Source organism: Litchfieldella rifensis (assembly GCF_042646605.1).
Taxonomy (GTDB): domain Bacteria; phylum Pseudomonadota; class Gammaproteobacteria; order Pseudomonadales; family Halomonadaceae; genus Litchfieldella; species Litchfieldella rifensis.
Genome location: NZ_JBHRUG010000027.1, coordinates 18,179 through 39,078, shown reverse-complemented (window position 1 = coordinate 39,078; position 20,900 = coordinate 18,179). Strand labels below are relative to the sequence as shown.

Sequence of the window (20,900 nt, the reverse complement as noted above, 5' to 3'; positions counted from 1 at the left end):
AGCAATCAAATCAAGGCGCTTCGATCCCTCGCACGGAGTCGCGGGCCAGCCGCCGCTCGCGAAGGAAGACGTAGAGCCCCGAGGCGACGATGATCGACGTGCCGAGCCAGGTGACGGCATCGGGGAAGTCGCCGAACAGCACGAAGCCGAGCACGGTGGCGCTGAAGATCTCCAGGTACTGGAAGGGGGCGAGAATGCTCGCTGACGCATGGCGGAACGCCAGGGCGATCAGGACGTGCCCCACCGTCGCGATCAAACCCAGCGCACCGAGCATGCCCAGCTCCCAGGCGGAGGGCCATGCCGGCGCGATCACCTCGACGCCTGTCGCACCGCCCACCATCAGCACCGCCGAGAGCACCAGGGCAGCAAATATGCCGGCCCAGAGCTGAATGGTCAGCACGTCCTCGTTTCCCGCCACATGCCGCGTCAGCGTGAGGTAGCCAGCGAAGCAGATCGCCGTGCCCAGCGGTAACACGGCGGCCCAGCCGAATGCCTCCCAACTCGGCCGGATGACGATCATCGCCCCGAGCAGACCGACCGCCACCGCGACCAGTCGCCGTGCACCGACCGATTCGCGCAGGAACAGGGCGGAAAAGAGCGTCAGGATCAGCGGTTCGACGAAAAAGATGGCAATGGCGTTGGCGATGGGCAGATAGCGCAGGGCCCAGAACAGCAGGACAATGGCGGTCGCGATGAGCGCCCCGCGGCAGGCGTGAACACCGAGCCGTGCACTGCGCACGGGCCGACCTGTCAAGAAGATGACCGGCAGCAGGAGCAGGGTCTGGAAGACGAACCGGCCCCAGGCGATCTGGGCCGGGGAGACGGTGGCCGAGAGCAGTTTCGCGATGGCATCGATCCCCGGAATGAGCAACATGGCGAAAGCCATGAGCAGCATGCCGATCTCGACGTCGGATCGCAGGCGTGCCTTCAGTGGGGTGCCGGTTGTACTCATGGGATCGCCTGGTTGTTTTCTCGCGAATGCGAAGCCGTTAGGACTATAGCGTGGAATGCCGGGGTATACCTGAAATAGGCTGCGCATCAGGCGTTACGGAAGACTTTTCTGAAGAGAGCCATCCCGGGCCAACGGCCAGGCGCGTGGCCAGCGAGGGTCAATGCGACGCCCACACCGATCAGCGTCGCCGAGGCGAGGTCTCGAGCGCCCGCCGCCTCGTCCAGTGCGATCACACCGAGGCCCAGGGTCACCAGCGGAATCAGGGCCGGGAGAGTCGCGCCCACCACCGGCCCGAGCAACTCCCTTGAGCGGTTGAAGGCGAAAACCGCGACGACGCTGACGAACACGCCCTGGAATAGCGCCTGCATCACGATGTCAGGCATCGGGGCGACGGGCAGTTGCTTGGGCAGGGCAGCGACGTAGACCGGCAGGTAGAGGATGGCGGAGCCCACGGCGACGATGGCAGTGGCATGCAGGGCCGGAATGCCGGCCCGGCGGACGACCAGCGCGTACCCAGCCCACATCATGCCGGTGAAGATCAGGATCAGATGGCCGACCGACGCCGTCTCTGCCCCCAGCACTCCCGCGAAGAAAGACGCACCGACAAGGATCGCCACGACCCCGACGATCCGTGCAGGCCCGAGCCTGTCACCGAAGAGCCTCCAACCCAACAGCACGGAGACGACCGCCATCACCCCGGGATTGAGGGAGCCCGCGGCCGAGGCCGGCGCGGTTCCCAGGCCGAGCGAGATGAGCAGGATATACGGCGCCCCGAACCCGGCCACCATGGCCAGGACTCCTCCCACACCCAATCTCTCCAGGGCAAAGCCACGCCGGCAGATGACCGGCGCCAGGAGCAAGGCGGCGACCCCGACGCGCAGCGCGGTCAGGTCGTAGGCATTCAGGCTCGTCGTCACGCCGAGCCGCAACATGACCAGCGACCCGGACCAGATGGCGATGGCGGCCGTGGCCCAGACAAGACCGAGAATGCGCTCTTTCGATAACGGTGACATGGCCACTCCTTTTGTTTGTCAGCGTTTCCGAAAGAGCCTAGGCTTTGATCAATGTTGAGAAAAACGATATGTTCTCACTCAATGAATCAGAAAATCTCAACCAACCAGTCGACCGGCGATCCGCATCCCGCCACCCGGACGCTCAATCTGGATGCCGCCCGAACCTTCGTGGCGATCTGCGAAGCGGGAAGTTTTCGACGCGCCGCGGCGCGTGTGAACCGCTCACCCTCGGCGGTCAGTCTTCAAGTCGGCAAACTGGAAGAGCAGCTCGGCGTCCGGCTGCTGCATCGCGATGCGCGCCGCGTCCGCCTGACCGACCAGGGAGAAGTCCTGCTCGGCTTCGCGCGGCGTCTCGTCGGGATCAGCGACGAGGCGATGGCGGTGTTCCACGGCTCACCGTTGTCCGGGAGCCTGCGTCTCGCCGCTCCGCATGATCTCGGTGTCTCGCTGGTACCGGGGCTGCTCCGGCGGCTGGCCGAAACGCATCCCCGGATTCGCGTGGACGTCCGGCTCGATACCAGTGAAACGGTGCAGCGTCTCTTCGTGGAGGGCGATGCCAATCTCGCCCTGTTCAACGAGGCAAGCGCACCACAGGTTCCGGCACGAGATCTCTTTTCCGAAGAGCTCCGCTGGTTGATGCGGGACGGCGGCCGTGCCGTGGAGCAAGACCCGCTGCCGCTCGCCGTGGCCGAGATCGGCTGTGCCTGGCGCGACGCCGCCCTCCGCGCATTGGAGGGAGTTGGGCGGTCCTATCGGATTGCCTATTCCAGCGACACCTCGATGGGCCAGGTCGCAGCCCTGCGCGCGGACCTCGCGGTGGCGGCCCTGCCCGGATCGCTTGCCGATCGCGATCTCGTCGAAGTGCCGGAGAATTGGGATCTACCGTCGCTGGGTCGGACCCACATCTATCTGGCCGACGACGGAAGCGACACGGCCAAGGCGTTCGCCGCGCTGATCACGCCCGATCTACGCTCTATCGCGCCAACTCCTCCCACCACCTGACTCAGCCCTTGTCGTACTCATCGTGGCGGCGCCACCAGACACCCGCCGTCTCGTTGCGCCCCCTGGGGGCACGGTCGAGCCACTGGTACATGCCCCACAGGCCGTCCAGGCCGCGCGCATAGGTGGAATAGGTGTGGTAGATGACGCCGTCTTCGAGCACGAACGCGCTCATGCCCGGCCTATCACGCTGGAACGTGGCCGTGTCGGTTCCACACATGGCGGCGAACTCGTCCTCCGCCCCTTCACTGCCTTCCTGGCCCGCGCGCCACTCAATCACCACCGGCTCGCGCTGGTAGTTGTATTCGATGTCCCCCTCACGCTGCTGCTGCTCGGAGAACCACACATTGAAGTCGCCGTTGAAGTCGCTGCCGTGCGAGGACGCCCAGGGAAAGGTCCACCCCAGTCGCCGTTTGTAGGCCTGCAACTTCGCGAGTGGCGCCCGCGACACCGCCCACAGCATCACATCATGGTTGGCCAGGTGGACGGCGATGCCGTTGAAGCCGTCGGCGATCGATGAACAGGAGGGACACCCCGCCGCGTAGTCGGGCCCGAACATGAAGTGGTAGACGAGAAGCTGCGAGCGCCCTTGGAAGAGATCCGCCAACGAGGCGCTGCCTTCATCGGTCTCGAAGCGGTACTCCTTGTCGATCCGCACCCACGGCAGTTCCTGGCGCCAGCGCGCCAGTTCGTCGCTGCGCCGCGTGAGTTCCTTCTCGGCCTTGAGTAGCTCCAGTCGCGCTGCCAGCCACTCGTCACGTGTCCCGGTCTTGTGTGTGGTCATGGTCTTTCTCCCCTTTTGCCAGATGTCCTCTGGTTCGTTCCGTTCTCGATATGCCCCGGTAGTTCGGGGCCATGAGATATAGTTAGTCCGGATGAGCGAACGTTGGGAGTAACAAGTGTGGCGGGATTGCGATGGACTCATTGATCACGGCCGCCGCCTATGCACTTACGGCGGGTGATCCTCTCGGCGCGTTGAACCGGGTCGCGCTGCGCGACGATGCGCCGGCGCTCGCGCTGCGGGGGATCGCGATGGCACAGCTTGGCGATTTCGACCGGGCGAAGGCGCTGCTGCGAAGTGCGGCGCGCGCCTTCGGCCCGAGAGAGGCCGTGGCCCGTGCGCGGTGCGTCGTCGCCGAGGCCGAGATCGCCCTCGCCTCACGCGACCTGGGCTGGCCCGCGAAAGCCCTCGACACGGCACGGGCGACGCTCGAAAAGCACGGCGACCGGGTGAACGCCGCCTATGCGCGGTACCTCGAGGCCCGGCGCCTACTCCTGATCGGGCGCCTGGACGAAGCGGAACACACGCTCGCTGATCTCGACCCCGCCTCCTTCCCGCCCGCGCTGAGCGCTGCCCACGAACTGGTGGTGGCGGGGATCGCCATACGCCGCCTGCAGACAAAGACGGCACGCGCGGCGCTCGCTCGGGCCGAACGCGCCGCGCACGATGCAGCAATCCCCGCGCTGACGGCGGAGGCCGAAAGCGCCTCCCACGTGCTGAACACGCCCGCCGCGCGCCTGATGGCGCATGGCGAAGAACGGCTCCTGCTGCTCGAAGAGGTCGAAGCGTTACTGGAATCGAAGGCGCTCGTCGTGGACGCCTGCCGCCATGTGGTGCGTGACGCGCACACGGTGGTCTCGCTCGCCAGCCGCCCGGTGTTGTTCGCGCTCGCCCGAATGCTGGGCGAAGCCTGGCCGGGAGACGTGCCGAGGGGCACGCTCATCGCTCAAGCCTTCCGCACCAAGTTCGCCGATGAAACGCATCGCGCGCGGTTACGGGTCGAGATCGGGCGACTTCGCACGGAGCTCGGCACACTGGCCGACGTGAGCGCGACGACGCGAGGATTCAAGCTGGTGCCGCATAGCGCCGGCGAGGTCGTAGTGCTGGCCCGGCCGATCGAAGAGAAGCATGCCGCGGTGCTTGCGCTTCTCGATGATGGTGAGCCGTGGTCGAGCTCGGCCCTGGCGCTTGCGCTCGGCGCCAGCCAGCGCACCGTGCAGCGGGCCCTCGACTCGCTGGCGGAGGAAGGCAAGGTGCAATCGTTCGGTCGCGGGCGAGCGCGTCGCTGGATGACCCCGCCCGTGCCGGGATTCACGACAACGTTGTTACTCCCCGGTTCATTACCAGGCAACTAGCATGGAAGCCACACCCCAACTGATAAGGACAGAGACATGAACCAAGCAGCCGAAATCCTCCGCGAATATGGCCCCTTTCCAAGCGTCGATGCCGTGCATGGCGTCACCTATGACGGCCAGCAAGTCTGGATTGCGGTCGGCGACAAGCTGAACGCCCTCGATCCGGCGAGCGGGGAGACACTACGCTCGATCGACGTCGCCGCGCATGCGGGAACCGCCTTCGACGGGCAGCACCTGTTCCAGATCGCCGAGGATCGCATCCAGAAGGTCGATCCGGAGACCGGCCGCGTCGTCGCCACCATCCCAGCACCCACTGGCGGTAACTCGGGCCTGGCGTGGGCCGAAGGGTCGCTGTGGGTGGGGCAGCACCCGGACCGGAAAATCCATCAAGTCGATCCCCAGTCAGGGGACATTCTGCGCACCATCGAATCCAACCGCTTCGTCACCGGCGTTACCTGGGTCGACGGAGAGCTTTGGCACGGCACCTGGGAAAATGACGAGAGCGAGTTGCGGCGAATCGATCCCCAAACGGGAGAGGTTCTGCAAAGTCTCGAGATGCCTCCCGGAGTGGGCGTGTCGGGGCTCGAATCCGACGGCGGCGATCGGTTCTTCTGTGGAGGTGGAGGCAGCGGGAAGGTGAGAATCGTGCGTCGGCCCTAAAAATAAAGCCTTTGACCCACGGTGCCAAAACATGACATTGTGGGTCAGCTGGTAAGCAAGCGGCATAGTTTCAGTAGTGTTCGAATTCTTTCGACAGCCTGTAATTTATCCCTGTCCTACCCGCTACACATCTGGGTAACACCAGGAACATTGCAAGGCGCGATTGCGCGAAAGGGTTCAACATGGCAACTGGTACAGTGAAGTGGTTCAACGACTCCAAAGGTTTTGGTTTCATTACTCCTGCCGATGGTGGCGATGATCTCTTTGCCCACTTCTCCGAAATTCAATCGGAAGGCTTCAAGTCCCTGCAGGAAGGTCAAACCGTCTCCTTCGACGTGACCCAGGGCAAGAAAGGCCTTCAGGCTTCGAATATCAAACTCGCCTGACCTTAACGGTCACGAGTTCTCGAACCTCCCCGGTTCGAAATCAAGGCCCGCTTAGGCGGGCCTTGTTGCGTTTTGGGGTTGGCGAGCGAAATCGGGGATGCTGAAACGGCGGCGATAGGCGCTCGGGGCGAGGCCGGTGGTGCGCTTGAACAGCCGCCGGAAGAATGCCGAATCCTCGTAGCCGACCCGCCAGCTGATCTCCTCGACCGAGGCCTCGGTGCGTTCGAGCCGGCGCTTGGCATCCTCGATACGCAGGCGCTGCACGTAAGCGATCGGCGTCAGGCCGGTGGCAGCTGCGAAGCGCCGCTTGAAGGTGCGTTCGGCCAGTACCGAGCGTTCGATCATCGCCTCCACCGGGTGGGCCAGCGCAAAATGCTCATCCAACCACTGCTGCCCGCGCTGGATCTCGCCATCGCCATGGTCCGTCTTGGCGGCGAACACCAGGTAAGGCGTAAGCCCATCCTGATGCCACTGCAGCGCGAACAGTCGCGCCACCTCCTGCGCCGTGGTCGCTCCGGCATAGCGCGCGATGAGATAGAGCGCCAAATCGTGCCAGCTCATCGAGGCTCCCGAACTCACCAGTTCCTCCTGCTGGCCGGCAATCACCAGCACGCGCTCGGGGTGAGTCGACACGGCGGGGTAGCTGGCCATGAACGCTTCCGCGTAGCCGAAGTGAACCGTTGCCTCCTTGCCGTCGAACAGCCCGGTCTCGGCCAGCAGGAACACCCCCGAACACGCCGAGCAGAGCACGGCGCCGCGCGCATGCACGGCGCGCAGCCATTCGACCAGATGGGGATAGCGCCCCTTCTCCCAGCCCTGGGCCGGGAGCAATACCGAGGGAACGATCACGATGTCGCTCGTCTCGACGGTATCGATGGCGCGCTGGACATCGATCGGCACGCCGCTGGCCAGCTTCAGCGCCCCCACGGCCTCCCCCACGATCTCGATATGAAACGGGGCCGGGGCATTAGGCGCCACCAAGCCCATGAGAGCCACGCCGTTCATCACATCGAAGAGACCGGCAAGTGTGGAGACCACGGCATCGGGCAGCGCCACGAGGCTGACGTGCCGGGGACTCGCCCCGGCAAGGATGGCTGATCCGGTCATGACGCCATGCGCCTCTCAGGTAGGAAAATTCAGTGTGGCACAAACGGACCGATTACGGGCGAATTAGGCTCTTCAGCGGGTACAGCCGCGCGGCGATGATGAGCGGGACGCTAGACCCCGACACAACAAGACAGGAACCGCACTTGATGAACGCCCCCGCAATCGATCAGACCAAGCTGGAATCCTTCGTCGCCCAGGCCGTTGGCGACCTCTCCTCAGCCTATGGCGGCGTCATGGTCAGCCTGGGCAGCAAGCTCGGCCTGTACAAGGCCATGGCCGGCGCCGGTCCGATCGGCGCCAAGGAACTCGCCAGCCGCACTGGCTGTGCTGAGCGCTACGTCTCCGAGTGGCTGAACGCCCAGGCCGCCGGCGGCTACGTGGGCTACCACGCCGTCAGCGATACCTACGAACTCTCCCCCGAACAGGCCATGGTGCTCGCCGACGAAGATAGCCCTGTGTTCATTCCTCACGCCTGGCAGGTACCGGCCTCGATGTGGTTCGACGAGGAGCGCACCCTGGAAGCATTCCGCACCGGCAAGGGCGTGGCCTGGGGCGACCACGACAGCCGCCTGCAGTGCGGTGTGGCGGCGTTCTACCGCAACGGTTACCGCGCCAGCCTGGTGCCGGAGTGGCTGCCCGCCCTGGAAGGCGTGGTCGAACAGCTCGAGGCCGGTATCACCGTGGCCGACGTGGGCTGCGGCCATGGCCACTCGACCGTGCTGATGGCCAAGGCGTTTCCCAACTCGCGCTTTCACGGCTTCGATGTCCACTCGGCCTCGATCGACGCCGCCAGGCAGAACGCCGCCGCGGCGGGCGTTGCCGATCGCGTGAGCTTCGAACTCACCCAGGCGGTGAATTACCCCGACAGGCAGTACGGGCTCATCTGCTTCTTCGACTGCCTGCACGACATGGGTGACCCCATCGCCGCCGCCCGCCACGCCGAGCAGGTCCTGGCCCCCAACGGCACGGTGCTGCTGGTCGAGCCCTACGCCCAGGACAAGGTCGAGAACAACCTCTCGGTCGTCTCGCGCCTGTACTACGCGGCCTCCACCACCATCTGCTGCGCCCACGCCATCTCGGAAGGCGGCCACCTCGTGCTCGGCGCCCAGGCCGGCGAAGACCGCCTGGGCGACGTGTTCCGCCAGGCGGGCTTCACCCACTTCCGGCGCGCGGCCGAAACGCCGTTCAACCTGATTCTCGAAGCGAGGCGCTGACCAGGCCGGAGGAGCGGGTCCGGGTAACCGGGCCCTTCTTCATGCTGAGGCGCCAAGTGCCGCTCGTGCTCATCACCCCGCAGCCCGGCACCAGGCGCTTCACCGCCTTGATGCGCGAGATCGGCGACATCTCCAAGCAGATGCTCTCGCGCACCCTCAAGGTGCAGTAAGCGACCAGTGCCGACCAGTCGTCGATGCCATCGAATGTTCGCCTGCGCAAGTCGCAGGAAGTTTGATTAGTCTGAAATGGTAAGCGCGACATGATCGGTGGCTCTCGATGCACGTCTTCATCAGCTACCACTCGCCCGATCAGCCCGAGGCAGAACGGCTGATCGCAGCCCTTGGCAGCGCACTTCCGCAGCTTGACCCCTATTTCGCGCCACGCAGCAATGTCGGTGGCGCCTACTGGCTTCCGAGGCTCGGCGACGAGCTGGAGCGGGCGGATGCCGTGCTGCTGCTCATCGGCAAGCGCATCGGGACCTGGCAGGAGCTGGAATACTACGAGGCGCTGCGCCTCAATCGGGTCGCCGGGCGGCCGCGCATCGTGCCCGTGCTGCTGGGCGAGGAGACGCCGGGGTTACCCTTCCTGAGTCAGCTTCACCTGCTTCGCGCCGCCCGTGGCATGGAGCGGGCCGTGGGCCAGATCCGTGCCGCACTCGAAGGGGCGGATGTGGAGACACCGGGCCCACCGCCTTGGCGCGAGACGAACCCCTATCGTGGGCTCGAGGCCTTCACCTCGGAGAACGCCGCCTTCTTCTTCGGTCGCGAGGCGTTGACCTGTGAGCTGATCGACGCCGTCGCCACGGCACGCGGCGAGATCCTGACTCTCGTCGGCAATTCCGGCGTCGGCAAGTCCTCGATCGTCATGGCCGGGCTCTTCTCCGCGCTGCGCAGTCGGCACTGGCCCGGCGACCTCGACCGCCCATGGCCCGGGCCGCTGACGGACAGCCACCGCTGGCAGAGCATCGTCATCCGCCCCGGCGAGCGACCGCTCAAATCGCTCGCCCTCGGCTTCGTGCGGCTCTGGCTGGATGACCCCGCCGAGATAGACGCTCAGGCGAACGCCTGGGCGCGGAATTTCCGCGAGGGCTCGGAGCTCGTCGATCTCACCGCCGCCGCGCGCGAGCGTCAAGCGGTTCTCACCGGGGATGCCGCGCCGAGCCGCTTCCTCCTGTATGTCGACCAGGGCGAGGAGCTCTATGTCCGCGCCGAGTCAGCGGAAGCGGCGCGCTTCGCGACGCTCCTCGCCCAGGCGGCGGCGGAGCCGGGGCTGCTGATCCTGACCAGCCTGCGGTCGGATTACTATGGCCGACACCAGGCTGACACGGCGATCTTTCCCGTCAGCCGGCGTATCGATGTGCCACCGCTCACCCGTGCCGAGCTCGAGGACGTGATCGCGAAACCCGCCGCCCGACTCGGCGCGCGGTTCGACACGCCGGACATCGTCGCTGTGATCGCCGAGGCCGCCGACCGCGAACCCGGGGCCCTGCCACTGCTCTCCTTCCTGATGGCGGAAGCCTGGGATGCGATGCGGAGGGACGAGCGGGCGGAGGGGGTCCTGCGCTTTCCCGTCGAGTTGGTGGACATCGGCAAGCCGCTTACCGAACGTGCCGAGGCCTTCCTCGCCGCCGATCCCGGGTGCGAGGAGGCACTGCGCCGGCTCCTGACACTGCGTCTCGCCCAGGTACCGAAAGAGGGCGAGGTGGTGCGCCGCCGCGCAGTGCAATCCGAGTGCCGGTCGGACGAGTGGAGCGTGGCCCTCGCCCTCGCCGGCCCGGACTGGCGGCTGCTGACGACAGGGGAAGTGGGGGGCGAGGCGACGGTCGAGGTCGCCCATGAGATGCTGTTGCGCAAGTGGCCGCGGCTCGCGCGCTGGATCGATGAAGAGCGCGAATTCCTGATCTGGCACGGCCAGCTCGAGACGGCACGGCGGGAATGGGAAGCCGCGCCCGAGGAGACGCGCGACGAGGCGGTATTGATGGGTCTCGCGTTGGCGACGGCACGGGACTGGATGGCGACGCGCAGCGAGGCGCTGTCGGAGGCGGATCGGGCGTTCCTCCATCGCAGCGTCAACGTCGCCGAGACGAGGCGCGCCGAGGAGCTGCGGCAGGCGCAGGAGCTGGCGGAGGAGCGCGAGCGCTCACGCCGCCGGCTCACCTGGATCAGCCGGCTCGCGACGGCGGCGGCGGTGATCTTTCTGCTGCTCGGCGGCTGGGCGACGAAGCTGTTCTTCGACGAGCGAGCGGCGAGCGAAGCGGCGCAAGTGGCGCTTGGCCGTGAGGAGGCCTCACGCGAACGCGCGGAGCGGCAGGCGATGCGCGCAGACGCCGAAGCGGGACTCGCCGTCGCCAGGAGCCTCGCCATCGTGGCGGACAAGACCCTGGCCGAGAACTCCGGAGAGGCCTCCGCCGCGGCGATGATCGCGGTCGACTCGCTCGACCGCCGGGTCACCCCCGAAGGTGTCGGCGCCTTGCGAGATGCGCTTGCACTCGCCGCGGGCTCGGCGGCGCCAGCCGACGACGACTGGGCCGACGAGAGTGTCGTCGCCAATGACGGAGAGACCGCTGCCTGGATACGGCGCGACGCACATGGAAGGGATTTCGAGAGCGATGCCGCGCTCTATTCGGACGTTGCACTGCTCGACGCTAGCACCTTCGAGCCACGATGGACGGGGCAGGTGGAAGGTGGCGCCGACCCGGTGCTCTCTCCGGATGGCCGAACGCTCTTGGTGAGCGGTACAACGCGCAACGTGCTGGTGTGGGACGCCGAAGCCGACGATCCCCGCCTGCTTACGGCCGCGGAGGGGGATGCGGCGGTGCTGTTCTCGGACGATGGCGAGGTGCTGTATGTCGTGCGTGAGGACGGCCGGATCGAGGTTCGGAGAGCGCCGGACTGGCATGTTGCCCACGAACTCTTGTTTCCGCGTCTGGGTGGGGCGAGCCGGCTCGAGGCGCGGCTCGTCCCGGAGAGCAGCGAGCTTCTCGTCATCGAGATCGGTTTCTTGCGCGGTTCGATCAGCCGGGTTCCGCTGGACGGCGGCGAAGCGGAGGTACTGCCGGTTGAGCTTGATCTGCTCGCTGGTGACCATGACCAGGGGCGGCCCTTTGCAATCGAGACCGCTGCCGGCTGGGCGGTCAGTAGCCATGATGACGGTTCGACGCGTGTCTGGGACCTCGACGAGGTCGCCGAACCGTCAATTCTGCGCGTGGAGGGGGCGTCGGGGCTGCATGCACGCTCGATCATTTCGGCACATGGGGCGATCGCCGCCGCACCGAGCCAGTACGTGCGTGCTTCCGACGATCACGAAAGCGACATAGTCTTCTGGCGGCAGGGCGACATGGAGCGGCTCGGAGACTGGCGCCATCCCGGCCGCGCCAATGCGCTGGCGTTCTCGCCCGACGGTGCATGGCTGGCGGCAGGCGGCGAGGGCGGGCTCAGCGCGCGCCGCGTCGACGAGGGCCAGGTGCTTCGGGCGCTCGAAGCGGAGACCGTAAGCGTTCTTCACTTCGAGCGGGAGGGCACCCTGCTGGTGGGGACCGAGTCCGGACGACTGATCAGACTCGCTGCGGACTTTCGCACGATCCTGGCAGAAAGGCGATTCGATCTTCCGCTCCGCCGCATCGTTGCCGATGAAGCTGGCAGAAGCGTTGCGGTGTCGCTGGGCGCAAACGGGTCGTCGGCCAACTGGACGGACATCCGTATCTCGGATCTGTCGACGGGGACTCGCCTGTCACACTGGTCGTGGAACGGCGAACTGAGAAATCCCGCGCTCAGCCCCGACGGGCACCTCTTCGCGGCCCGGGATGGCCAGGCCGATCTGGTCCTCATCTGGAACACCGCCGATGGGGAACTTCGCCGCCGGGTCCCGATACAGGGAGGATTCATCGGCTTCGACCCGTCCGGCACCATGCTCTTGGTCAGAGACGCCAAGCTCGTGCTCTACGATGCGGACACTGGGCGGCGACTGGCCGAGCTTGGCGAGGCGGGCGGTGTAAACGAGGTTTTCTGGTCCGATGACGATCGCTTCGTTGTCACCGGGGGCGACGGTACCTTCGCCGGCTGGGATGTGGAAACTGGTGAGACGACATGGCGAACCGAGCCCGGCGATCACGCCTCTTCGGGCTGGCGCAGCGCCGACGGTCGACTCGCCGCCAGCTACGATGACGCCGAGGAGCGATTGCAGATTTACGATGCTGCGTCTGGTATGGAGATAGCCGCTATACCGGGACCACGACCTGACGAGGCCGTTCTATCGAACGATGCTACGCGGATACTGACAGCGTACTATGTTCACGAAGACGAAGGCGCCTCCCGGGACCGTGCGCGAGTCGTTCTCTGGAACATCGAGGAAGGTCGGGCGATCTGGTCCGAAGAATTGGATACGAAGGTGACCAAAACGGCTCGCCTCACGGCGCTGCCGGGTGGCCTGTTCGTCGCCGAAGGTATCGGAGCCGACGATCGCTACATCGCGCCTTGGATCCGCTACTTCCCGGCGGACGGCGACGGGCCGTGGAGCCCCGCCGATGAGGACCTCGTCCGATTCGAGCATCTCGCGACAGACCCGGGGGCGAATGTCACCCTCCTGCACGATCACGAGGCCATCGAGCTACGTGATGCTGCGTCAGGAAACCGGATCTGGCGACGGGCTCGAAGCTTTATTGGCGGCGGGTCCGTGCCTATCGAAGCCGCATTCCTGCCGAATCGCGCGGGTGTTGCCGTAGCAGAAAGCGGCTATGGGAATCCCAAGCGGAGGCTGCGCATTTTCAGCCTCGACACCGGGCGGGAGGTGCTGACAGGCGATGGGACAGCTTGGGCCCGGAGCATCGCCGTAACCCGTGACGGCTCGTCGGTGGTGCTCGCGCTGGAAACCGATGAGGGCGGTGCGCTTTCAGTCATCCGCATCGCGGATGGGGTGGAACTCAAACGCATACCTCTCATAGACACTCCGGTGACCATCAGAACCCTGCCAGATTCGGCCCAGGTCGCGATTCACTACTTCTCCTCCATTCTGGAGACGCGGGACATCGAGAGCGGCGAGGTGTTACGGCGCTTCGATATGGCGATCACTGCCGATGCATCCGCTCATGCGACGCGTGCTCAGCGCGCCATCACACAGAAGGGAAACGCTCTTCGCCTGTGGGACACGGCCACGCTAAGCGAGATAGCGCCCCCGATAGTCGACGGCGAGATCAGGCATCCACGGATCTCCCCCGACGGGTCGCGAGTCGCCTACGCCGTCGAGAGTGCCGAGACCGGCTCCGGCATCAGGCTTCTGGATGTCGACGCCGAGGATGAGGCGCGCACGATCCCGGCGGAGGATGTCCGCGGCCTGGACTTTTCTCCCAATGGACGATGGCTCGCGATCCAAGGGGGTCGGCACACGGTGCGTGTCGTCGATGTGGAGACCCTGGCGACCCGGCTGACGGCGCGAGCACTTTCGACGGGAGAAATCAGTCAGGTCGGCTTTACGGGCGACGACTCCTTCCTCTTCGTTGTCGAGAGGGCGAGATACGTCGGCCGCGGACTGCAGAATCATCGTTGGGGTCTCAGGGCGTTCGAGGTTGCCACTGGCCGAGAGGTTGCACGCCGCGACGTGTCCGGAGCAGGGATCGCAACCGTCCCGGCGTCAGCCGAGATTATCTTCCGCGACGTTGATCGCCGTCTGAGACGGATGCGCCTTCCCGGTGATCCGTTGGACACATGGCTTGCAGCAAGCGCTGACGGTGTTGCCACAACACCCGACTCCACGATAGCTCTCACGGTTTCGTATTGGAATGCGGATCAGGTTTTCGACGCCAGCGCCGGACCCATTATGAACCTGACGACCGGCGATGAGCCCTACAACGTCCTGGCGGCAGACCTCTCCCCGGACGGGCGTCACGCGCTGCTGTCGCTGCGGGAGCGGGATTGGTCTGACTCGTCCCCAGGAGTTCTGAGCGTGCGCGAGACGGCAACCGGGAATGAGGTTGCTCGGCTTACGCGGGAGCGACACTTCTGGTCCGTCAAGCTCGCAGGGAAGGATGTGGCCCTGTTGTCCGAACTAAGAGATAGCTACGTCGATGATCCTCGGTGGCAGCTTGTCTGGTGGCACTGGCGATCTGGAGAGACGCAGACACTCGTGTCCGACAATCCGGTAACCGGGATCGAGATCAGTCCCGACGGCCGACTCTTCGCGACGGCCGAAGGTAGTCAGGACGACACCCCCGAGAACCGACGCATCTTGGGTGACCGGCTGGTCCGGGTCTGGGACATCGAGACCGGAGAGGAGCTGCTTCGAGTGTCGACGGAATTCACCTTCGCCAGGCTCGCCTTCTCGCCGGACAATCGTTTCCTGGCAGTAATGGAGAAGGCCTCGGGGCTCGTCGTGGATCTCGAGACTGGCCGGGTCGCGCTAACGCTCGGCCCCGCGCATAAGGCGAGGCCGGACGGAACGCCTCATATCGTGAACGACATCATCCCGATGCAAGTGAACCGGCTTTGGCCGGGGTTCACCGAGGGTGGCGGGAGCCTGGTCGTTGTCACCGAGGCAGATATCGTCATGCAGGATCTCGAGGCCGGCAAGACGACGAGCCTGTCCGAGGCCGAAGCGATCAAGGGCGCCTCCTTCTCGGCGGATGGCCGCTTCGTTGCGGTCATCGCGGGCGGCGAGGCGCGGATATGGGATCTGACCACGCATGCCTTGGTGGCCAACATGCCGGTGAACGGCCTTCGCTCACTCCATTTCGCCGGGCCGGACGCCTCGAACTTGCTCGCACTCGGGAATGCCAGTGTCGTGCGTCTGAACTGGCGACCGGAAGAACTTATCGATCTCGCTTGCCGCGCCTTCTCCCACGATGGATGGCACAGGAGTCGTTTCAGACTCACTGGTGAGAGCCAGCCAGGACCGTGCGGAGCACAGAGAGTGGCAGACCGGACGCCGTAACAATGAGGGCCGGCCGTGGCCAGCCAACTCGTCGCGTGTGCCGGTCGTGTGTGGTCCTCGTCTTGCCCTCCCGTCGTCAGGTGTCCTGGCTCGTTCCGTTCTCGGTATGACCGGGTCGCGCTGCAACTCTCGGTCGAAGTAGGTGAATGCCAGATGGCGGCTGGCGATGAGGTGGAAGCGCCGAGCCGGAAACTCCTCGCGAACGTCACGACGCTCCAGCTCGACGGCCCGGCGGTACTCGCGCTTGAGGCAGTAGTGCGCGTCACGGGGCTCGAAGGCGGCGTCTTTCAGCGGCGCGGGAAGGTCCTTGAGGGCGCTGGCCGGGTAGCAGGCCTGCTCGGCGCGAGCGAGCTGGTGCGCCTCGATATCCGAGGCCAGGATCGTCAGGCCGAGCCCGGGGAAGCGCGGCTGGAGGCGCTCACGCCAGAGGATGGAGAAGGTGTAGGGCTCCTCCCCGGCGCCGCATCCCAGGCTCCACAGCGCCAGGGCAGCGATGCCCTCTTCCCGGGCCCGCTGGGCCAACTCGGGGAGGAAGCGATGCTCAAGCAGCTCGAAGACCCGCCTGTCGCGCCAGAAGCGCGAGATGGTGATGGGCAGGCAGCCGTCGAGCACCTGCCACTCCTGCGGGTGCGCGTCCAGGTAGTGCCGGTACTGGCCGATGTCTTCGATGGCGAGCGCGTCCATGCGCTGCTGCACCTTCCGGCACACCTGGCGACGGACCTTGCGAAACCCCCGCCAGCGCATGTGGAGGCGGGGCAGGGCCCACTGCAGCAAGTCGACGCAGTCCTGATCTTTCATTCTTGACCGCAGCAGGCCTTGAACTTGCGCCCACTGCCGCAGGGACAGGGCGTGTTGCGGCCGGGCTTGAGCCGGTGGACGTCGGGATTGCCATCGAGATAGAACCAGCGCCCGGCCTCGCGCACGAAGCGCGACGACTCCTCCAGCACCGACCAGCGCCTCCCCTCGCGGAAGGTGGCACGGAAATGCACCCATCCCCGCTCGCCCTCCTCGCCGCTCTCGAGCACCTCGAGACGCTTCCAGGTAGTCGCGGCGTCCGGTTCCAGGCTCGATGGACGGGAACTCGGGTGCCAGGTCGCCAGCAGGTAGTCGGCGAGGTCGAGAACGAAGGCGCTGTAGCGCGAGCGCATCAGCGCCTCGGGGGTCGGCGCCAGCGCGCCGGCGTGATAGCGCCCGCAGCAGCCGGCGAACGGCCGGTCGCTGCCGCAGGGGCAGGCTGTGCGGTCGGGCTGTTTCATGCAAACCTCGTGTGGTGGCTCCTACTCGTATAGAGCATCCGTTGCCGGAATAGCAAGCCGGTTCACCGATCAGCCCCTGATGATCAGGCCGTCGCCGCGAAGGCCGGATGATATAGGCCACCTCGCGGAACGCTGCCACGGTGACGGCCTCGATGTGAGGCGTGAGGATACTGGTGCATGTTCCAGATACTTCGTGGGCCTCGACAGTCTGTCTTCGCGTGCGCTAACCCTGGACGTGATCGGTCAACGGCAGGTGGCGGATCCGTTGCCGCGTGACGGCGAAAAGCGCGTTGGCTTGGCTGGTCTTGTGGTACCAGTCGGCCTTGTGCAGTTCCTCGATGAAGATGGCACTGGCTTCGCGCGGGATATCGGCTTCACTTCACCGAGGATGCGCACGCCCAAGGTGTGGATAGTCGCTAACAAAGCGATTAGTGGTATTGGTTAGTTCTTGTGCGAATAGTAAGGCTGCACATATGAGTGCTAACCTACCTCATCACTATGGATAAGGAACATCCTATGGATCTTGCCAAGGTAGGCGATAAAGTTGTTTGTAGTTGTAAAGGAGGGCCACACAGCATTATCTCCGGCGCCTCCACCGCTACGGTCGATGGCATACCGATTGCCAGGGTCGGCGACAAGAGTTCATGCGGCGCCACCATTACGGCGGGCGTGGCGTGGTATGCCGTGGAGGGCTCGCCAGCAGCCATAAATGGCAGCGCTACGTCCTGCGGCGGTCAGGTCATTACCGGCTGCAGCACCGAGGTCGGCTCACCTCGTGCTACGGCTGCCAGCCTGCTCACCGAGCTACCCAAGCGCTACAACGAGCGCTTCCGTCTCGTGAACGCCTCCGGCGAGCCCGTAGCAAGCATGGAGTACCTCATCGTGCGGCCCAATGGCGAGCAGATCCGCGGCATAAGCGACGCCCAAGGGCTGACGCGCCTTGTACCCGACCATGACACGCCCGAGCAACTTCAGGTCTTCATAAAAGGGAGCCAACCGGCATGAGCGAAATACCTACCCGCCCCAATGAAGATGGCTACCTCCTGCTTGGCGATTTTCTTTCGACACTGACCAGCGACACCGCACCGAAGGACATAGAGGTACCCTCACTCCGGTACCGGGAATTCTCCGAGCCCTTCTACAAAGCCAGGCCCGACTATATGCTGGCGGAGGGCGTGGGTGTGCACGCCTCCTATAACCTTCGGGGGCATGTAACGCTGCGAGGCAATACGCTCAGCGTAAGCGCCATGGGTCGAACCGCCGCCAGCCGGCTCGGCTCAGTCGACTGGTTCGCTTCGGCCGCACTGCAAGACGGTGTGCTCAAGATCGCCAAGCAGAATCTCGTCATGGAAGGCGTGTCAGCCTGGCCGGATGATGACTTCGAGCCCATCGGCCACGCCACCTTCACACTGCCCATGCCAGCCCGCCGCCTGACGCTTCAGCTCACCGGCGGCTATTTCTTCTCCTCCGGCTCGGGCCACTTGGCCTCTGGCACGACGGAAATCAACTTCGAGATCGAGGTAGAAGCACTGTGAAGAGAACCCTCCCCATCTCGATGGTCGCCCTGCTTATCACTCTGCTACTCACTGCCTGCTCAACAGCCAGCGGCGAGCCTCCCGAGCACTACCAGGAACGCGCCAGCACCGCATTGATGGAGGCACGAGGCGATGCGGAGCAGCTCGAGGAAGCGCTCGCCATTTACGCTGAAGGTCTGGAAGAACACCCCGACAACCCCGAGCTGCGCAACGGTCGCGCACAGCTCCTCGTCAACCTCGGCCGGTACGAGGCAGCCAAGCAGGATTTGGATGTGCTCTACGAAGGGGAGTTACACAAGGAGGGAATGCTGCTGCGCTGCATGCTGAATGAGCGCTTGGAGGGAGCCACGGACGATGCCCTGGCATGCTATGAGGAAGTGGAGAATGCCTACGCCGGCGAGGCCAGCGACCCGCCGGACGCCAACCATATTCTGGCGGCCCGCCTGTCCGGCTCGCCCCAGGCCGAGGCGCTGTTGCAGGAGTGGCAAGCCAGCGAGAAAGCTGACCCGATGTTGGGGGAAACGCTGAAGATGGAGCGGGAGGGTCTGATTCAGCAGTTCTTGCCATGAGTTGCACTCCCCCACGATCACGATATGAGGCGCCGCCGGGGCGTTAACGCCACGTGGTTGATGCATCTAGGCTCACCCCGGCAGAACGGCAAGTCCGCTCATGACAAAGGGCTCGGCGCAAAGGGGAAAGGGGAAAACTCCAAGGTGGCACGAACGGACCGATTGCGGGCGATTTACGCTCTTCAGCGAGTAGGGGCTCACAGCGATGATGAGCGGGCGCTGCCCCCTTGACACAACAACACAGGAACCGCACCTGATGAGCGCCCCCGCAATCGCTCAAAGCAAGCTGGAGGCCGCCGTCGCCCAGGCCGTTGGCGACCTCTCCCCCACCTACGGCGACGAGACGGTGAGCATGGGCCACAAGCTCGGTCTGTACAAAGCCCTGGCCGGCGCCGGCCCGGTCAGCCCCAGGGAACTTGCCAACCGCACCGACTACCCTGAGCGCTACGTCTCGGAATGGCTGAGTGCCCAGGCCGCCGGCGGCTACGTGGGCTATCACGCCCTCAGCGACACCTATGAACTCTCGCCCGAACAGGCCCTGGTACTCGTCGGCGAAGTGAATCCGGCATTCCGATCCATGACAGGCAGATACTATTCTTCATCGTATTGGCATCTGTGCCTTTACCTCTAACCTGGTCCACGGCTGGTGCCGTTCTGCGTACTGATGAGCACGACATTCTATGCAGTGCTGTTGCGCCGCTTCATGTTTCGCATCGCTGGTGAGGATCGCCGGCAGCATCAAGTGCATACTCAGATCTTGTGCTGAGGATTCTCGCCAGGACACATCCATATGGCGATAGATGGAGGTGGGGAACCGCTCAGGACCAGCTTCGGTGCTCCCTGGATCGCCTCGGGGCAATTCAGGCTTCGCGGAATTGCTCCCTGTGGCAGGCTGAACCTATTGGAGAGTAAATGATTGCCAAGCGAGAACGCGGCAAGATGGAGCGACGACTGACCGCTTCGCTAACCCAGGCCTGTGAACAGGCCAAGCCCCTACTGCCCGGCTTTTGCTGGCTGACACACGAGGTCGATTATCAGCGCTTTCCCGAGAGCCTGATGGTCACCTGGGTGTTCGATACCCACCCCAATCTAGCGAATGCACTCAAGGGCGATGCCCGACGCTGCATCGCTGACCTGACCGCCGAGGCATTGGCCGAGGCCGGCCTCGATGTCGGCGACGTCTCGCGGCATCTCGATTTCGACAGCGAAGAAGCGTGTCAGCGGGAGCACGGCGGCGACTGGCAGCGTCGGCTACACACCAAGCCAACGAGGCATTGAATGGCGAAGAAGATCGAAAGCCCCTGTGTCTCGATATGCCAACTGTCAGGAGGCCTATGCACCGGCTGCGGCCGCACGGTGGAAGAGATACGCCAGTGGAAAGCCATGAAGCGGCCCGAAAAAATGAAAACCGTGAAACGCGCCGATGAGCGCTTGAAAAAGATCCCGCGTGATTGATGTGCACTTGGCGAAAGCGCGCCCGCCTGGGCGAACCGCTCTAGGCCGAGGGATATCTGGCATCATGATGGAAAGGTGAAGCTGAGGGAGTTACCTGAATGGACGACATAGCTGAACGGGCTGCGCTGTTCAGCAGGGCCGCACATCAAGCCGTTGGGCAGCGACGTAAGTACAGCGGCGAGCCCTACTGGCACCACCCGGTGGCCGTCGCGAAGACCGTGTCAGCCGTCGAGACGGCGACACCGGAGATGATCGCCGCCGCCCTCCTGCATGACGTGCTCGAGGATACCGGCGTTACGGCGATGGACATCCAGGAGTGCTTCGGCGAGCGGGTAGCCATCCTGGTCCACGAGCTCACGGATCAATTCATCGACCCGGAAATCGGCAACCGTGCTCACCGCAAAGCGCTGGAGCGTGACAGGCTGGCTGAGGTTTCCCCGGAAGCGCAGACCATCAAGTACGCCGACCTGATCGACAACACCATCAGCATCGTCGCGCGGGATCTTGGATTCGCCCGGGTCTACCTGGCCGAGAAGCGCCGACTCCTGGAAGTGATGATAGGGGGAGACGAGGCGCTGAGGCGCCAGGCATGGAGCGTATTGACGGAAGGCGAGGCGAAGATTCGGGGCGTTGTGAGATAACCAGCGATAGCCGCCCGAGCCCCATCGTTACCGTGCAAGAGTGGCTTTGCAAAAG

The 20,900-nt window shown here is 64.9% G+C and carries 19 protein-coding genes and 1 pseudogene; 14 read left to right on the top strand and 6 right to left on the bottom strand.

The features are described 5' to 3' along the window. Positions 1-10 precede the first annotated feature (10 nt). Positions 11-952 carry a DMT family transporter gene (locus tag ACFOEV_RS12745; RefSeq protein WP_386774487.1) on the bottom strand — a complete coding sequence of 314 codons (942 nt, stop codon included), beginning with the start codon at positions 950-952 and terminating at the stop codon, positions 11-13. A gap of 86 nt (positions 953-1,038) precedes the next feature. Further along, positions 1,039-1,965, bottom strand: coding sequence for a DMT family transporter (locus ACFOEV_RS12740; protein WP_386774485.1), 927 nt, complete (start codon positions 1,963-1,965; stop codon positions 1,039-1,041). Between the two features lie 81 nt (positions 1,966-2,046). Between ACFOEV_RS12740 and ACFOEV_RS12735 the strand changes: the two genes are divergently transcribed. Then, complete coding sequence (locus tag ACFOEV_RS12735; RefSeq protein WP_386774483.1) at positions 2,047-2,967, top strand: LysR family transcriptional regulator; 921 nt, start codon at positions 2,047-2,049, stop codon at positions 2,965-2,967. A gap of 1 nt (position 2,968) precedes the next feature. Here the strand turns inward: ACFOEV_RS12735 and ACFOEV_RS12730 are convergent, their stop codons facing one another. Then, the gene (locus tag ACFOEV_RS12730) at positions 2,969-3,748 is read right to left on the bottom strand and encodes a DUF899 domain-containing protein (protein ID WP_386774481.1); all 780 of its coding nucleotides are present in this window, start codon (positions 3,746-3,748) and stop codon (positions 2,969-2,971) included. A 131-nt stretch (positions 3,749-3,879) separates the two neighbouring features. Here ACFOEV_RS12730 and ACFOEV_RS12725 point away from each other — a divergent pair, with 131 nt between their 5' ends. The 3 genes from ACFOEV_RS12725 to ACFOEV_RS12715 all read left to right on the top strand — a co-directional run bounded on the left by ACFOEV_RS12725 (position 3,880) and on the right by ACFOEV_RS12715 (position 6,146). Further along, positions 3,880-5,100 carry a helix-turn-helix domain-containing protein gene (locus ACFOEV_RS12725; RefSeq protein WP_386774479.1) on the top strand — a complete coding sequence of 407 codons (1,221 nt, stop codon included), beginning with the start codon at positions 3,880-3,882 and terminating at the stop codon, positions 5,098-5,100. 36 nt (positions 5,101-5,136) lie between these two features. Next, on the top strand, positions 5,137-5,760 hold the full coding sequence (locus ACFOEV_RS12720; protein ID WP_386774477.1) for a Vgb family protein: 624 nt from the start codon (positions 5,137-5,139) through the stop codon (positions 5,758-5,760). Positions 5,761-5,942: 182 nt separating this feature from the next. Beyond that, positions 5,943-6,146 carry a cold-shock protein gene (locus ACFOEV_RS12715; protein WP_167112041.1) on the top strand — a complete coding sequence of 68 codons (204 nt, stop codon included), beginning with the start codon at positions 5,943-5,945 and terminating at the stop codon, positions 6,144-6,146. A gap of 51 nt (positions 6,147-6,197) precedes the next feature. Here ACFOEV_RS12715 and ACFOEV_RS12710 read toward each other — a convergent pair whose 3' ends face one another. Beyond that, positions 6,198-7,253, bottom strand: a complete 1,056-nt coding sequence (locus ACFOEV_RS12710; protein WP_386774474.1) for a GlxA family transcriptional regulator — start codon at positions 7,251-7,253, stop codon at positions 6,198-6,200. Positions 7,254-7,399: 146 nt separating this feature from the next. On the opposite strand from ACFOEV_RS12710, the gene ACFOEV_RS12705 reads away from it, so the two are divergent. The 3 genes and pseudogenes from ACFOEV_RS12705 to ACFOEV_RS12695 all read left to right on the top strand — a co-directional run. Next, entirely contained in the window at positions 7,400-8,467 is a 1,068-nt protein-coding gene (locus ACFOEV_RS12705) for a class I SAM-dependent methyltransferase (RefSeq protein ID WP_386774472.1), read from the top strand. 56 nt (positions 8,468-8,523) lie between these two features. After that, a complete protein-coding gene (locus ACFOEV_RS12700) occupies positions 8,524-8,637 on the top strand; it encodes a winged helix-turn-helix transcriptional regulator (RefSeq protein WP_386774470.1) in 114 nt (37 codons plus the stop codon). 107 nt (positions 8,638-8,744) lie between these two features. Next, positions 8,745-12,896 (top strand): annotated as a pseudogene (locus ACFOEV_RS12695) (nSTAND1 domain-containing NTPase); the annotation flags it as partial. Between the two features lie 2,283 nt (positions 12,897-15,179). On the opposite strand, the gene ACFOEV_RS12690 reads toward ACFOEV_RS12695, so the two are convergent. Together ACFOEV_RS12690 and ACFOEV_RS12685 are read right to left on the bottom strand one after the other, a co-directional pair. Beyond that, positions 15,180-16,187, bottom strand: a complete 1,008-nt coding sequence (locus tag ACFOEV_RS12690; protein ID WP_386774468.1) for a CheR family methyltransferase — start codon at positions 16,185-16,187, stop codon at positions 15,180-15,182. Then, the gene (locus ACFOEV_RS12685; protein WP_386774466.1) at positions 16,184-16,645 is read right to left on the bottom strand and encodes a YchJ family protein; all 462 of its coding nucleotides are present in this window, start codon (positions 16,643-16,645) and stop codon (positions 16,184-16,186) included. Before ACFOEV_RS12685 ends, ACFOEV_RS12690 begins: the two co-directional genes overlap by 4 nt. A gap of 516 nt (positions 16,646-17,161) precedes the next feature. On the opposite strand from ACFOEV_RS12685, the gene ACFOEV_RS12680 reads away from it, so the two are divergent. From ACFOEV_RS12680 to ACFOEV_RS12650, 7 genes are all read left to right on the top strand, one after another. Further along, entirely contained in the window at positions 17,162-17,650 is a 489-nt protein-coding gene (locus ACFOEV_RS12680) for a PAAR domain-containing protein (protein ID WP_386774464.1), read from the top strand. Beyond that, complete coding sequence (locus tag ACFOEV_RS12675) at positions 17,647-18,180, top strand: hypothetical protein (RefSeq protein ID WP_386774462.1); 534 nt, start codon at positions 17,647-17,649, stop codon at positions 18,178-18,180. Before ACFOEV_RS12680 ends, ACFOEV_RS12675 begins: the two co-directional genes overlap by 4 nt. Then, entirely contained in the window at positions 18,177-18,749 is a 573-nt protein-coding gene (locus ACFOEV_RS12670; RefSeq protein WP_386774460.1) for a tetratricopeptide repeat protein, read from the top strand. The genes ACFOEV_RS12675 and ACFOEV_RS12670 overlap by 4 nt, the downstream gene beginning before the upstream one ends. A gap of 256 nt (positions 18,750-19,005) precedes the next feature. Further along, positions 19,006-19,380, top strand: a complete 375-nt coding sequence (locus ACFOEV_RS12665; RefSeq protein WP_386774459.1) for a hypothetical protein — start codon at positions 19,006-19,008, stop codon at positions 19,378-19,380. Between the two features lie 281 nt (positions 19,381-19,661). Next, the gene (locus ACFOEV_RS12660; protein WP_386774457.1) at positions 19,662-20,027 is read left to right on the top strand and encodes a hypothetical protein; all 366 of its coding nucleotides are present in this window, start codon (positions 19,662-19,664) and stop codon (positions 20,025-20,027) included. Next, complete coding sequence (locus ACFOEV_RS12655) at positions 20,028-20,204, top strand: DUF1289 domain-containing protein (protein ID WP_386774456.1); 177 nt, start codon at positions 20,028-20,030, stop codon at positions 20,202-20,204. Between the two features lie 98 nt (positions 20,205-20,302). Next, positions 20,303-20,845: an HD domain-containing protein gene (locus tag ACFOEV_RS12650; RefSeq protein WP_386774454.1), complete on the top strand. Its 543-nt coding sequence runs from the start codon at positions 20,303-20,305 to the stop codon at positions 20,843-20,845. The last annotated feature ends 55 nt before the right edge of the window (positions 20,846-20,900 follow it).